The sequence below is a fragment of the Achromobacter sp. RTa genome (genome assembly GCF_000757485.1).
Taxonomy (GTDB): domain Bacteria; phylum Pseudomonadota; class Gammaproteobacteria; order Burkholderiales; family Burkholderiaceae_B; genus Achromobacter.
Genome location: NZ_JPYO01000045.1, coordinates 328399 through 341368, shown reverse-complemented (window position 1 = coordinate 341368; position 12970 = coordinate 328399). Strand labels below are relative to the sequence as shown.

Here is a 12970-nt window from a genome sequence, read left to right as displayed (position 1 = left end):
GCCCCGCGCCTCACTGCCGCAGCTGGGCGTCCTGTTCGATGGTGTCGAGCAGGACGCGCCTGAGCGCGCTGGTCAGGTGGCTGCGCGCCTCGCTTTCGAACAGGCCCACGGCCCGATGCGCCGTCGGATCGTCGAAATAGGTCACGCGCAGGCGCGGGTCGTCCTCCCAGCGGGCGGCCCGCGTGAGCGGCACGATGGTGACGCCGACATCCTGCTGCACCAGCTCCACCATCGTCCGCAACGAATTGATTTCCAGGAACTCGCCGAACCGCAGGCGGTTCCTGCGCACGAAGGCGTCGATCAGCGCGCCCGTATGCGTATTGCGCGAAGGCCGCAGGAACAGGCGGCGTTTCATCAGGCTGCCGATGTCCGCCCTGCCGGCTGATTGGCGGTTCGCGATGAACACGAAAGGCTCGGTATAGAGCGGTGTCCATTGCGTGCCGGCAGGCAGCTTGTGGGCGTTCTTCACCGCCAGCGCGGCGTCCAGCTCGCCCGCGCGGACCCTCACTGACAAGTCGCCGGAGAAGTTGATCGCGGGCTGCACTTTCAGTTTCGGGTGCGCTTCCCGCAGGATCAGCACCGCGCGCGCCAGGAACGCCATGGACGTCGCCACCGCGCCCACGTTGATGGACCCCACCACTTCCTGGTCGCCGTCGGGGCCATCTCGCAGATCGTCGTACAGCGCCAGCAGCTGTTCGGCCCGCGGCAGCAGCCGGTGCCCGCTCTCGCTCAACGACACGATCTTGCCGCTACGGTCGAACAGCGTCAGGCCCAGATCATCTTCCAACGCGCGCATCTGCAGGCTGACCGCGGCCGGCGTCAGCGACACGCGCTCCGACGCCGCGGCGAAAGATCCGCTGCGCGCGACGGCGACGAAGGTGCGGAAGAAACGGATCGAACTCATCGGGCAGTCACCATATTGAAAAGCAAACCTTTATATACCCCAAAGTAATTTTAGTTTTACTTCTTTATGACAGGACGTCAAAGTTACGCCGATCCGCAACCGCGCCGGCGAACGCGGTCCCCGTCAACAGAATCGTCCCCTCCGCGCCGCCGCGGCAGGCGCCTGGACGTGAGCCATGAGCCCCATATGCTTCGCTTCGCACTAACGCGCATAGGAATGGCCATACCCACACTGCTGATCGTGTCGGTCGCCGTTTTCGTGCTTATCCGCCTGATCCCGGGAGACCCGGCCCAGTTGCTGCTGGGCGACCTGGCCGACCCCGCCAGCCTGGAGGACCTGCGCCAGCGCATGGGACTGGACCAGCCCTGGCCCACCCAATTCACGCTCTGGTTCAACAACCTGCTGCATGGCGACCTGGGGAATTCGATCACAACCGGCCAGGCCGTGCTGGCCCTGGTCTGGGACCGCTTCCTCGTCAGCGCCCCCATCGTGCTGGCCGCCGTGGCCGCCGCCACGCTGGTCGCCGTGCCGGCCGGCATCATCGCCGCCTGGCGCCAGAACCGGCCCACCGACATCGCGCTGGTCGGCGTGGCCACGCTGCTCGTGTCCATTCCCACCTTCTGGCTGGGCCTCCTGCTGCTGTTGCTGCTGGGGCTGAAGCTGGAATGGCTGCCGGTCGTCGGCTACGTGTCGGTCTCCGAGGATGCGGTCGCCGGCCTGCTGTACCTGGCCATGCCCATCCTGACGCTATTCCTGCACGAGATCGGCGTGCTCATGCGCATGGCGCGCGCCAGCGCGCTGGAAGTGCTGCGCCTGGACTACGTCACCCATGCCCGCGCCAAGGGCCTGAGCGAAAGCGCCGTGCTGGCCCATCACGTCTTCAAGAATTCCTTCGGCCCCACCTGGACACTCATCGGCCTGGTGCTGGGCAACCTGCTGGGCGGCATCGCCGTGGTCGAGACCGTGTTCACCATCCCCGGCCTGGGCCGGCTGCTGGTCGATTCGATCTTCGCGCGCGATTACCCGGTCATCCAGGGCTGCCTGCTGTTCGTCGCCGTCATCTACGTGCTGGTCAATCTGTTCGTCGACCTGCTCTATCCCGCTTTCGATCCCCGTGTAGGCGCGGAGTAACCCGATATGGAACTGACTGCCATCAAACCCGCGAAAACCCGGCGCCGCCGCCTTCCCGCCAATGCGGCGGTAGGCGGAGCCATCATCGCCATCGTCCTGGCCGCTGCCCTGCTGGGCGCGGTATGGACCCCGCGCGACCCGCTGGGCATCAGCTTCGCCTCGAGGCTCAAGCCACCCAGCGCGCAGTTCTGGCTGGGCACCGACGAGTTCGGCCGCGACGTGCTCAGCCGCCTGATGGTAGGCGCCTCGACCAGCGTTTGGATCAGCCTGCTGACGGTGTCGTTCGCCGTCGTGCTGGGCACGGCGATCGGCGTGCTGACCGGTTTCGTGCGCGGCTGGACCGACCGCATCATCATGGCCTTCAACAACGCCCTGCTGGCCTTTCCCGGCCTGCTGCTGGCGCTGGGGCTGCTTGCCGTGGTCGGGGCCAACAAGTACGGCATCATCCTGGCGCTGGGCCTGGCGTACACCCCGTCCGTGACCCGCATCGTGCGCGGCACGGTGCTGTCCCTGCGCGAGCGCGAATTCATCGAGTCCTCGCGCGTCCTGGGCAATTCCGAGTGGTACACGATGGGCCGCCACGTGCTGCCGAACTGCGTCGCGCCGCTGACCGTGCTTGCAACCTCGATGTTCGGCTGGGTCATCCTGGCGGAAAGCGCCCTGTCCTTCCTGGGCCTGGGCGTGCCGCCGCCCGCGCCGACGTGGGGCAACATGCTGGCCTCTGCCCGCCCGTTCATGGCGCAGGCGACCTATCTCAGCATTTTTCCCGGCATCTGCATTTCACTCACCCTGCTGGGCATCAACCTGCTGGGCGACGCCGTGCGCGACCGCCTCGACCCTCGCATGCGCACGGGTGAATGACATGACGACCAAGAACCAGAACGCCGCCGCAACGCTGGTGGATGTGAACGGCCTGACGCTGACGGTGGGAGCCGGCGGCAGGGAAATCGTCAAGCGGGTCAGCTTCTCCATCAAGCCCGGGGAACTCGTCGGCATCGTCGGCGAATCCGGCAGCGGCAAGACCCAGGCGGCGCGCGCGCTGCTGGGCCTCACGCCCCCGCCGCTGGTGCGTTCGGCCGGCACGATCGCCTTCGAAGGCGTATCGCTGACGGATGCCCGCCCGGCCGCCTTGCGCAAGCTGCGCGGCGCGCGCATCGGCATGGTGTTCCAGGAACCCATGACCTCGCTCAACCCATCCATGAAGATCGGCCGCCAGCTCGATGAAGGATTGGCACTGCACCGCAAGGAACTGCCCCCCGTCCTGCGCAAGCAGATGATCCTGGCCATGCTGGCGCGGGTCGGCCTGCGCGATCCGGCCTCCGCCCTGGAGGCCTGGCCGCACGAGTTTTCCGGCGGCATGCGCCAGCGCATGATGCTGGCCGCCGTGATGCTGCTGGAGCCCGCCCTGCTGGTCGCCGACGAACCCACCACCGCGCTGGATGCCGTGGTCCAGCGCGACGTGCTGGAATTGATGCTCGAACTGACGCGCGACCGGAACACGGCGGTGCTGATGATCAGCCACGACCTGCCGATGGTGGCGCAGTACACGGAGCGCATGATCGTCATGCGCCACGGAGAAATCGTCGAAAGCGGCACCACCCAGCAGATTCTGGACCGCCCGGCGCACCCGTACACCCGCCAGCTGCTGGCGGCCATGCCCCACCGCGAGCCGGCCCGCCCGATCCCGCCGGAAGCGCCCATTGTCGACGTGCGGGGGCTGCTGGTCGACTACGCGGGCCGCCAGCGCCTGTTCGGCCGCACGGCCGCCAAACGCGCGCTGCACGGCATAGACCTGCAGATCCGTCCGCGCGAAGTCGTGGCGGTGGTCGGCGGGTCGGGCTCCGGCAAAACCACGCTGGGCCGCGCCATCGCCGGACTGCTGGCTCCCACGGACGGCGGCATCTACTTCCGGGGCAGGCCCATCGCGCAGGCGGGCGCCGCCTGGAACGACTATCGCCTCAATTGCCAGATGGTGTTCCAGGACCCGTACTCGTCGCTGAACCCGCGCATGACCGTGGGCGAGCTCACCGTCGAGGGGCTGCGCCAGGTGAGCGGCATGTCCGCGGCGCAAAAAATGGCCCGCGTCGACGCCGTGCTGGCCGAGGTGGGACTGGGCCCCGAGTACGCCCGGCGCTATCCCCATGAATTGTCCGGAGGGCAGCGCCAGCGCGTGGCGATCGCCCGCGCCATCGTCCGCCGGCCCGCTTTCGTGATCGCCGACGAGCCTGTCTCGGCGCTCGACGTCACGGTGCGCGCCCAGGTGCTCAAGCTCTTCGCCGAGCTGCAACAGCGCCATGGCTTCTCCTGCCTGTTCATCAGCCACGACCTGGGCGTGGTCGAACAGGTCGCGGACCGCGTGGTCGTGATGCAGGACGGCAAGATCGTCGAGCAGGGCCCGCGCGACCAGATCTTCGACGCCCCCCAACACCCCTACACCCGCAAGCTGCTCTCCGCCATTCCCGCCCTCGAGCCCAACGAGAACGGCGGCGTGCGCCTGAAATGGCGATTCGATCAATGAACCCCGGCGACCCGGGACCATAGGAACAGACATGGAAGCAGAAGCATTCTTCCCACTGGTTGAAGTATCCGGCCCGCCTTATGAGCGGGGATTGCAGCACGGCCGCCTGGTGCCCGCGCGCGTCAAGCGCAGCGCCGACATCTACGCCCGGGCGCTGCAGCAGCTCCAGTTCTCGCCGGCGGATCTGCAACGTCTCATCGCCCGCTTCTCACGCTCCATCGAGGACTTCGAGCCTGCCTACCTGGAAGAGATGCGCGGCATTGCCGCCGGCGCGGGCGTCTCGTTCGAGGACGTGCTGATGATCAACGCGCGCACCGAGATCGTGGCGCAGGCCCGCCGCGCCCGCAAGGCAGGCGGCGCGGAACCCGGGAGCGACGAGTGCACGGGCGCCGCCATCCTCCCGGGCCGCAGCGCCAATGGCAACTTCCTGCAAGGCCAGAACTGGGACAACCGCCAGGATTGCGCCGACACCATCATCATCCTGCGCCTCTTGCGCGAAGATGGCCCGGATGTGCTGACCTTCGTGGAGGCCGGCGGGCTGGCGCGCTACGGCATGAACTCCGCGGGCATCGCTTTGAACGGCAACGGCATGTCTTCCAGCCGCGACTACCAGCAGGACGGCGTGCCGCTGCCGCTGGTGCGCCGCAAGGCGCTGGAGCAGGAGCATTACGCGCTGGCGCTGCAGGCCGTGACCGCCACGCCCAAGGCATGCTCGTGCAATCTCATCCTGGGCACGCAGCTGGGCTTCGCGCTCAGCCTGGAATGCGCGCCGGACGAGACCTTCCTCGTCTACCCCGAAGACGGCCTGCTGGTCCACGCCAACCACTGGGTCAGCCCCGTCGCGCTCGGCAAGCTGAAGGAAACCGGCATCGCCGGTTCGCCCGAGAGCCTTTATCGCGACCAGCGCGTCCGCCGGCACCTGGCCGCCGCCGGCCGCAGCCTCGGCGCGCGGGATCTCAAGGCGGCCTTCGCGGACACGCACGCCACGCCCTTCTCCGTCTGCCGGCCAGGCAGGGTCAGCGCCCAGGGCTACCCCTCCTGCACCACGGCCACCCTGATCATGGAACCCGCCGCCGGCATCCTGGAAGTGGCGCGCATGCCCTGGCGCCACACCGCCTACGCCCGCTATTCGCTGGAGCGGGGCTCCCCGCTTTCCTTCTGAACGTCTCCTGGCAGAAAACCGATCTCATCAAGGACCCACCATGAAACGACCTCTGTATGCGCTTACCGCCCTGGCCACCCTCCTGACGGCCGCGGCGCCATCCCTGGCCGCCACGGTATTGCGCGTTCACCAGGACGCGGACATCCGCAGCAGCGATCCCGGCGTGAACCGCGACGCCAATACCGACACGGTGGTGCTGCATACCGTGGAAGGCCTGGTGGGCTACAACGCGAAAGGCCAGGCCTCGCCGCTGCTCGCCGAGAAGATCGACGTCTCCGAGGACGGCAAGACCTATACCTTCCACCTGCGCCAGGGCGTGACCTTCCATAACGGCGCCCCCTTGACCGCCGATGACGTGGTCTGGAGCTGGAACCGCTACATGAATCCCAAGACCGGCTGGCGCTGCCTCACCGATTTCGACGGCCGCATCGGGCTGAAGGTCGAAAGCGCCACCGCCGCCGATCCGGCCACCGTCGTCTTCAAGCTGAACAAGGCGGCGCCGCTGTTCCTGGATTCGCTGGCCCGCAACGACTGCGGCATGACCGCCATCACGCACCGGGACTCGGTCAAGCCCGACGGCACCTGGGACAAGCCGATCGGCACCGGCCCCTTCCGCTTCGCCGAATGGCGCCGGCGCGAATACATCAGCCTGACGCGCTTCGAGAACTATGCGAACCGGCCCGGCCAGCGCGACGGCTATGTGGGCTCCAAGCGCCCGCTGGTCGACGAAGTGCGCTTCGTCGTCATTTCGGACCCGGCCACGGCCAAGACCGCCCTGGCGAGCGGCGCCATCGACCTGATGTCGAAAGTGCCTTATTCCGAGGTCGCGGAACTGGCCCGGAACCAGGCCATCGGCACGACCGTCGTGCCGCAGCTCGCTCCGTCCACCCTGACGATCCAGACCCGCGACAAGCTGCTCTCCAACCCCTATCTGCGCCAGGCCATCGCCGCGGCGCTGAACTACAAGGAGCTGGTGGCCGGCGTTACCTACGGCCTGGCCGAACCCAACAACTCGCTGGTTCCCGTGGTGTCGCCCTACTACGGCGACGCCGAAAAGCAGGGCTACGCCTACGACCCGGCCAAGGCCAAGGCCCTGCTCGCGAAGGCCGGATACAAAGGCGAGAGGATCGTCATCTCGACCAACAAGCGCAACCTGCCGAACTACGACGCGGCGGTCATCACCCAGGCGATGCTGCAGCAGGCCGGCATCAATGCCGACATCGAAGTGCTGGAATGGGGCGCCCAGCAGGACAAGTGGCAAAAGGGCAACTACCAGATGATGTCCTTCTCGTATTCCAGCCGCATGGATCCCGCCCTCAGCTATGAAGCCGTCACCGGCGACAAGGCGACCCAGCCGCGCAAGCTGTGGGACGATCCCGGCGCCCGCGCGCTGCTTGAAAAGGCGACCAACACCACCGCTCCCGCCGAACGCCAGGCCTTGCTGGACCAGCTGCACCGGCTGATGCTCGAACAGGTCCCCATCATCCCGCTGTTCAACACCCTGAGCACCGGCGCATACCGCAAGAACGTGAAAGGCTTCGAGTCGTCGATTTTCGGCACGCCTCAGCTTTGGGAAGTGTCGAAGAGCGAATAGGAACGCCGCCATGAATCACACGCTTTATCTGCTGGGCGACATCAATCTCAAGGGCGTCGACGACGCCACGGGCCTGTTCGATCAGGTCCGCCAGCCCCTGCTGGCGGCGGACCTGGTCTTCGCCAACCTGGAATGCTGCCTGTACGACCTGCCCGAGCATGCGCAGGAGCGCCGAGGCTTCTATACCTCTCCCCGGCACGCCCAGGCCCTGCGCGACGCGGGCCTCCAGGCGGTGGGCAACGCCAACAATGTCAATATCGGCCACGAAGCCGTGCTGTCGTCGCTGGCCGCCCTCCGGGCCGCGTCCCTGCCCAGCGTCGGCGCCGGCGCGGATTCCACCGCCGCGCGCGCGCCATTTATCGAAGTGCGCGATGGCGTGCGCTACGGCTTTCTGCAGCGCACCGCGGTGTACTGGCCGGACAACCACGAAGCCGGCGCCCACCAGGCCGGCGTCGCCATCATCAAGGCGCACACCGCCTACCGCCCGCGCCTGGAGACGCAGGCGGCGCGCACGCGCCCGGGCGTTCCTCCCGAAGTCCTGACCTGGGCCTGCCCCGAATCGCTGGCGCAGTTCCGCGCCGACGTGGCGGCGCTGCGCGCCCAGGCGGACGTGGTGGTCGCCTCGCTGCACTGGGGCTATCGCCGCGAAGTCCTGCAATACCAGCGCGAATACGCGCACGCGGCCATCGAGGCCGGCGCCGACCTCGTGCTGGGTCACGGCCCCCACATGATCCTGCCCGTCGAACTGCACCAAGGCAGGCCGATTCTCTACGGCAGCGGCAATTTCTCGTTCCAGGTGGCGCACCAGGCCGATGCGCACACCGAATGGACCGGCATGATCGCCCGCGTGGAGGTCCGCGACGCGCGCCCGGCCGCCCTGCAATTCAGTTTCGTCCAGCGCAATCCGGCCAACCAGACCGTGCTCGTGCCCGCATCCGCCGTGGCGCCGGAACGCGATCTCCTCGTCCAGTCCTCCGCCGCGCTGGGCGCAAGGCTGTCCGCCGATGGCGACGGCCTGCGCCTCGAACTCGATGGCCGCGCCCAATCCTGAACTCCGCCTCCTATCGCATCCCCATATGAAATACGCTCCGTTCCCCCTCGTCTCGATCTCCGGCAGCCCCTATGAACGCGGCCTGCAATACGGCAGGGCCGTGCCCGCGCGCATCGCCCACAGCGCCCGCCACTACCGCGGCGAACTCGACAAGCTGGGCATGAGCCCGGCGGCGCAGGCCGCGCTGATCAAGGAATTCGCCGACCAGATCCAGGGATTCGATCCCGGGCACACTGAAGAAATGCGCGGCATCGCGGAAGGCGCCGGGTGCGACTTCGACGACGTCGCCCTGATCAACGCCCGCACGGAAGTCATCGCCAAGGCGCGCCTGCTGGCCAGAATGGGCAATGTGGATCCCGCCGAGGGCGAGTGCACCGCCGCGCTCGTCATGCCCGCGCGCAGCGCGACGGGCCAGCTGATCCATGCCCACAACTGGGACTGGGATCCGGACGCCTGCGACAGCACCATCGTGCTGCGCGTCACGCTGGAAACCGGCCTGGTCTTCCTGACCCTGGTCGAGGCCGGGGGCCTCGCGCGGCACGGCTTCAACTCGGCCGGCATCGGCCTTACCGGCAACTACCTCAGCAGCGACCGCGACTATACGCAGTCGGGCGTGCCTTTGAGCAGTGTGCGGCGCGCGGTGCTCTGCCAGGAGCACGTGGCCATCGCCATGCAGCTGATCGCCGCCACGCCGAAAGCATGTTCCAGCAATATGATCGTCAGCCAGGCCGGCTGGGTGATCGACTTCGAATGCGCGCCGGACGAGAGCTTCACGCTGCTGCCCCAGGACGGCATCCTGACCCACTCCAACCATTTCATGAGCGAAGTGGCATTGGGCAAGCTGCGCGAGGCGGGGCTGAAGAACGCCGTGGACACCTACTACCGGGCCTGGCGCGTGCGCGAACTGCTGGAGGCTTGCGGCCCGCGGATCGCCGTGGCCGACGTGCGGCGCGCCCTCGGCGACGACTGGGCGACCCCCTATTCCGTCTGCCGGCCGCCCCGCGGCACGTTGACCGGCGGCCGCACCGCCACCGTCGCCACCCTGGTGCTGGACACCGCCGGCGGCACCATGGATATCGCCGTCATGCCGTCGTTCGGCCAGTCGTTCACGCGCTACGGCCTGGCGGGCGACGCCCATCCCATCGACTGATCCCCCGTCCACTGGAACCGCTCCCGTGAAAAAGAACCTCATCGCCCTGGCGCTGGCCGCCGCATGCGCCGCCGGACCGGCCGCCGCCTCGGCCCGGCCTCTGACCGTCGTCCTGAACGCCGACATCCGCAGCACCAATCCCGGCGTGAACCGCGACGGCAACACCGATGGCGTCATGCTCAACATCGTGGAAGGCCTGGTCGGCTACGGCGCCGACGGGCTGGTCAAGCCCTTGCTGGCGGAGCGCGTCGCGCTGTCGGACGACGGGCTGACCTACACCTTCACCCTGCGCTCCGGCGTGCATTTCCACAACGGCGCTCCCCTCACCTCCGCCGAAGTGCTGTGGAGCTGGGAGCGCTACATGATGCCCGCCACGGATTGGCGCTGCCGCAGCGAGTTCGACGGGCGCAACGGCTTGAAGGTGACCGACGTCAGCGCGCCCGATCCGCGCACCTTCGTGATGCGCATCAACAAGCCCCAGGCCCTGTTCCTGGACTCGCTGGCGCGCACCGACTGCGCCATGGCCGGCGTCATCCATCCCGATTCGCTGAATCCGGACGGCAGCTGGAAATCCCCCGTCGGCACAGGCCCGTACAAATTGGCCGGCTGGACGCGCGGCCAGCAGATCAGCCTCAGCCGCTACACCGATTACGTCTCGCCGCCCGGCGAGGCCCCCGATGGCGCCACCGGCAAGAAGGAAGCCCTCGTCGACGAAGTGCGGTTCCTGGTCGTTCCCGACGCGTCCACCATCAAGGCAGGCCTGGCCTCGGGCGCGCTGGATATCGCCAAGGTCCAGAACATCGACGTGCCCGAGGTGACCAAGAACGGGCGGCTGGCCATCGCCGAAGACCTGACGGGCGGGCGCAACGCCATCCTGTTCCAGACCCGCGACCCGCTGATGTCCAATCCGAAGTTGCGGCAGGCCCTGGCGGCGGCCATCGACGTCGCGCAGGTCGTCGCCCTGGTCACGGACGGCAAAGGCATACCCAACGGCTCCACGGTGAAGACCGGTTCGTACTACTACAGCGACACGCAGAAAAAGCGCGCGGCCTTCGACCCCGCCCGGGCTCGCGCCCTGCTCAAGGAGGCCGGCTACAAGGGCGAGCGGATCCGCATCACCACCAACAACCGCGAGAACATCCCCAGCCTGAACGTGGCGATCGTGGTGCAGCAGATGCTGCGCGAAGTCGGCGTGGAATCCGACATCGATATCGTCGAATGGGGCACGCACATGGACCGTTTCCTGAAGGGGAACTATCAGGTCATGGTCCATTCGTACTCTTCGCGCATCGATCCCGCCTTGAGCTTCGAGCATTTCACCGGCCCCAAGGCCACGCAGCCGCGCAAGGTCTGGGACAGCCCCAAGGCGCAATCGCTGCTCGAGCAGGCAGCCGTGGTATCCGACAGGCAGGAACGCCAGCGGCTGTTCGACGCGCTGCACCTGCAGATGCTGGACGAGGTGCCTCTCATCATGCTGTTCAACCCGATGGAGCCCTGGGCGGTATCGCGCAAGATCCGGGGTTTCCAGCCCTGGGAAGGCATGCCGCGCCTCTGGGGAGTGTCTTTCGAACCCTAGAATTGTGTCAAAACCTGGCGTGACCGCGCCCCTCGCCCGCGCGCGACACGCCTGGAAACATCCGGACAAGATCCCGCGGAAAGGCGCGCCTACGATGTGGGGCTCGATGCGCGCCGCCGAGGCGCGCCAGGAGTCCGGATGCGCGTACTGCACTCGCTCAAAACCCGTGTCGCGGCCCGCCTCGCCAGCGTAGGCGCCCTGGTCGCCGCCGGCAGCGTGGCGCTCTATGGCGCCTACGGCAAGATCAACCGAGGCCCCGAGACCGTATTCAGCGCCGGCGCCGCCATCCAGACCGGCCAATGGCACGTGGTGCCGCGCCGCGCCTGGGTCTCGGACGCCAGGACCTACGACGTGCCCTTGAAGCCCGGGACCACCGCCCTGGTGCTCGAAGCGGACCTGACCAACCGCACCGCCGAATCCAGCAGCGATTATCTGGGAGTGTTCCGCTGGCGAGCCCCGGCGGGCACGGCCATCGGCAAGCCCATCGTGGTGGGCTTGCGCGATGCGCAGCAGATGCCCTACCTGCAGCCGGGTCTGCCCGAACGCGTCGCCTACATCTGGATGCTTCCGCCCGCCGCCGCGGCGCCTTCGCATGCCGCCTTCGCGGTGGAAAGCCAGACCTACAAGCCCATCGACAATCTCTATGGCGCGCCCGGCTGGTTCAATCCAGCCATCGTGGGGCGGGTCGAGCTGCCGGTGACCCGGGGAAATGAGCCGGAGCCTGCCTCGTGAGCGCGCGGCTGGGCTCCCTGCTGCTGATCCTGGCCGCGGCGTTGGCGCTGTATGCCATGCAACGCAGCACGCCGCGCTACATGGAACTGACGGGCCCCATCGCCGAGCGCGGGGCCATGGGCGAAGCCGTGAACACTCGCCTGTTCGAAGCCACGGTGCAACGCGTGCAGTTCGCGCAACGGCTGGAGTACCGCCGCCTGGGCAAAGTCCAGACCCGCGAAACAGGAGGCGTCTGGGCCATCGTGTGGCTGCGCCTGGCCGCCGCCGGCACGTCGGCCACGGTCGCCGAAGCCGCCTGGCGGGGCCCGGACGGCCTGGCCTACCGCCATACGGATCGCCTCTCGCTCGCGCGCGGCGTGCCGCCCTACTTCCTGGATCCGGGCCTGCCGCGCACCGTGCGGCTGGTGTTCGAGATCCGCTCCGACCAGGCGCGCGGCGCCACCCTGCTGCTTTCCTCGCGCTACGGGCCGCGCCTGGACTCGCAGGCCCGCATCGCGCTGGACGACGTGCCCGTCGATGCCGACGGCCGGCCGCAAGCCGTCGCCCGGTACGACCTGGACGAGGAGAGCGCGCCTTGACCGACGTCTTGCCCGACGAGCGCCGCTGGCGGCGCCGCAGCCTCTGGCTGCTGCCGCCGCTGCTTCTGCTGACCCTGTTCTGGAACGGCCACGAAAACGCGGCTCACTGGCTGGAAGAACGCGAGCTGCGTCCGCGCGACGTGGCCGCCGGCGCGCAGGCTCCGATGGGCGGCGCCCAGTGGCGCCTGCATGAATTCAGCACGCTGGAACCGCCGGCGAACCGGGGTTGGCTGCCCGGCTCGCGTGCCGCCCTGGCCGTCTTCCAGGTCCAGGCAGAATCCCCCGATCTGCCCGCGCGCTGGCGCGGTTGCCGGATCGCCCTGCACGACGCGCGCGGGCGCACGTGGCTGCCCGCCGTCGACCCGGTTCTGCGCATTCCGCCCAAGGCGGCGCGCGGCTGCGTGGCCGCGGCCCATCGCGGCCTTACGCCCGGCTCAAGCATCGACGTCATCGAAGTTTTCATGGTGCCGCGCGACGCGGTTCCGCCCTGGTCGCTGTCCGTCTCCATGGAAAGCGACCGGCCAGATTACCTGCGTTTTTCACCGCAGCCGGCCAACTGAGCGGCCAAGAAACG

The 12970-nt window shown here is 68.1% G+C and carries 12 protein-coding genes; 11 read left to right on the top strand and 1 reads right to left on the bottom strand.

Going from position 1 to position 12970, the window contains the following annotated elements:
* Positions 1 to 10: 10 nt before the first annotated feature.
* Positions 11 to 904, bottom strand: a complete 894-nt coding sequence (locus JL37_RS25845; RefSeq protein WP_043547849.1) for a LysR family transcriptional regulator — start codon at positions 902 to 904, stop codon at positions 11 to 13.
* A 186-nt stretch (positions 905 to 1090) separates the two neighbouring features.
* Here JL37_RS25845 and JL37_RS25840 point away from each other — a divergent pair, with 186 nt between their 5' ends.
* The 11 genes from JL37_RS25840 to JL37_RS25790 all read left to right on the top strand — a co-directional run bounded on the left by JL37_RS25840 (position 1091) and on the right by JL37_RS25790 (position 12956).
* On the top strand, positions 1091 to 2035 hold the full coding sequence (locus JL37_RS25840; RefSeq protein ID WP_043547848.1) for an ABC transporter permease: 945 nt from the start codon (positions 1091 to 1093) through the stop codon (positions 2033 to 2035).
* A 6-nt stretch (positions 2036 to 2041) separates the two neighbouring features.
* The gene (locus JL37_RS25835) at positions 2042 to 2896 is read left to right on the top strand and encodes an ABC transporter permease (protein ID WP_052097602.1); all 855 of its coding nucleotides are present in this window, start codon (positions 2042 to 2044) and stop codon (positions 2894 to 2896) included.
* 1 nt (position 2897) lies between these two features.
* The gene (locus JL37_RS25830; protein ID WP_043547847.1) at positions 2898 to 4553 is read left to right on the top strand and encodes an ABC transporter ATP-binding protein; all 1656 of its coding nucleotides are present in this window, start codon (positions 2898 to 2900) and stop codon (positions 4551 to 4553) included.
* A gap of 31 nt (positions 4554 to 4584) precedes the next feature.
* Complete coding sequence (locus JL37_RS25825; protein WP_043547846.1) at positions 4585 to 5715, top strand: C45 family peptidase; 1131 nt, start codon at positions 4585 to 4587, stop codon at positions 5713 to 5715.
* 40 nt (positions 5716 to 5755) lie between these two features.
* On the top strand, positions 5756 to 7309 hold the full coding sequence (locus JL37_RS25820) for an ABC transporter substrate-binding protein (RefSeq protein WP_043547845.1): 1554 nt from the start codon (positions 5756 to 5758) through the stop codon (positions 7307 to 7309).
* A gap of 10 nt (positions 7310 to 7319) precedes the next feature.
* Positions 7320 to 8360: a CapA family protein gene (locus JL37_RS29845; RefSeq protein WP_052097601.1), complete on the top strand. Its 1041-nt coding sequence runs from the start codon at positions 7320 to 7322 to the stop codon at positions 8358 to 8360.
* Positions 8361 to 8385: 25 nt separating this feature from the next.
* Positions 8386 to 9510, top strand: a complete 1125-nt coding sequence (locus JL37_RS25810) for a C45 family peptidase (RefSeq protein ID WP_043548225.1) — start codon at positions 8386 to 8388, stop codon at positions 9508 to 9510.
* A gap of 25 nt (positions 9511 to 9535) precedes the next feature.
* Entirely contained in the window at positions 9536 to 11086 is a 1551-nt protein-coding gene (locus JL37_RS25805; protein WP_052097600.1) for an ABC transporter substrate-binding protein, read from the top strand.
* 138 nt (positions 11087 to 11224) lie between these two features.
* Positions 11225 to 11818, top strand: coding sequence for a hypothetical protein (locus tag JL37_RS25800; RefSeq protein ID WP_043547844.1), 594 nt, complete (start codon positions 11225 to 11227; stop codon positions 11816 to 11818).
* A complete protein-coding gene (locus tag JL37_RS25795; RefSeq protein ID WP_043547843.1) occupies positions 11815 to 12396 on the top strand; it encodes a hypothetical protein in 582 nt (193 codons plus the stop codon). Before JL37_RS25800 ends, JL37_RS25795 begins: the two co-directional genes overlap by 4 nt.
* Positions 12393 to 12956, top strand: coding sequence for a hypothetical protein (locus JL37_RS25790; RefSeq protein WP_043547842.1), 564 nt, complete (start codon positions 12393 to 12395; stop codon positions 12954 to 12956). Before JL37_RS25795 ends, JL37_RS25790 begins: the two co-directional genes overlap by 4 nt.
* Positions 12957 to 12970: the final 14 nt, after the last annotated feature.

Bases quoted from the DNA above. Each gene is read 5' to 3' on its own strand.
- JL37_RS25845 (WP_043547849.1), bottom strand. From the start codon at position 904: ATGAGTTCGATCCGTTTCTTCCGCACCTTCGTCGCCGTCGCGCGCAGC.
- JL37_RS25840 (WP_043547848.1), top strand. From the start codon at position 1,091: ATGCTTCGCTTCGCACTAACGCGCATAGGAATGGCCATACCCACACTG.
- JL37_RS25835 (WP_052097602.1), top strand. From the start codon at position 2,042: ATGGAACTGACTGCCATCAAACCCGCGAAAACCCGGCGCCGCCGCCTT.
- JL37_RS25830 (WP_043547847.1), top strand. From the start codon at position 2,898: ATGACGACCAAGAACCAGAACGCCGCCGCAACGCTGGTGGATGTGAAC.
- JL37_RS25825 (WP_043547846.1), top strand. From the start codon at position 4,585: ATGGAAGCAGAAGCATTCTTCCCACTGGTTGAAGTATCCGGCCCGCCT.
- JL37_RS25820 (WP_043547845.1), top strand. From the start codon at position 5,756: ATGAAACGACCTCTGTATGCGCTTACCGCCCTGGCCACCCTCCTGACG.
- JL37_RS29845 (WP_052097601.1), top strand. From the start codon at position 7,320: ATGAATCACACGCTTTATCTGCTGGGCGACATCAATCTCAAGGGCGTC.
- JL37_RS25810 (WP_043548225.1), top strand. From the start codon at position 8,386: ATGAAATACGCTCCGTTCCCCCTCGTCTCGATCTCCGGCAGCCCCTAT.
- JL37_RS25800 (WP_043547844.1), top strand. From the start codon at position 11,225: ATGCGCGTACTGCACTCGCTCAAAACCCGTGTCGCGGCCCGCCTCGCC.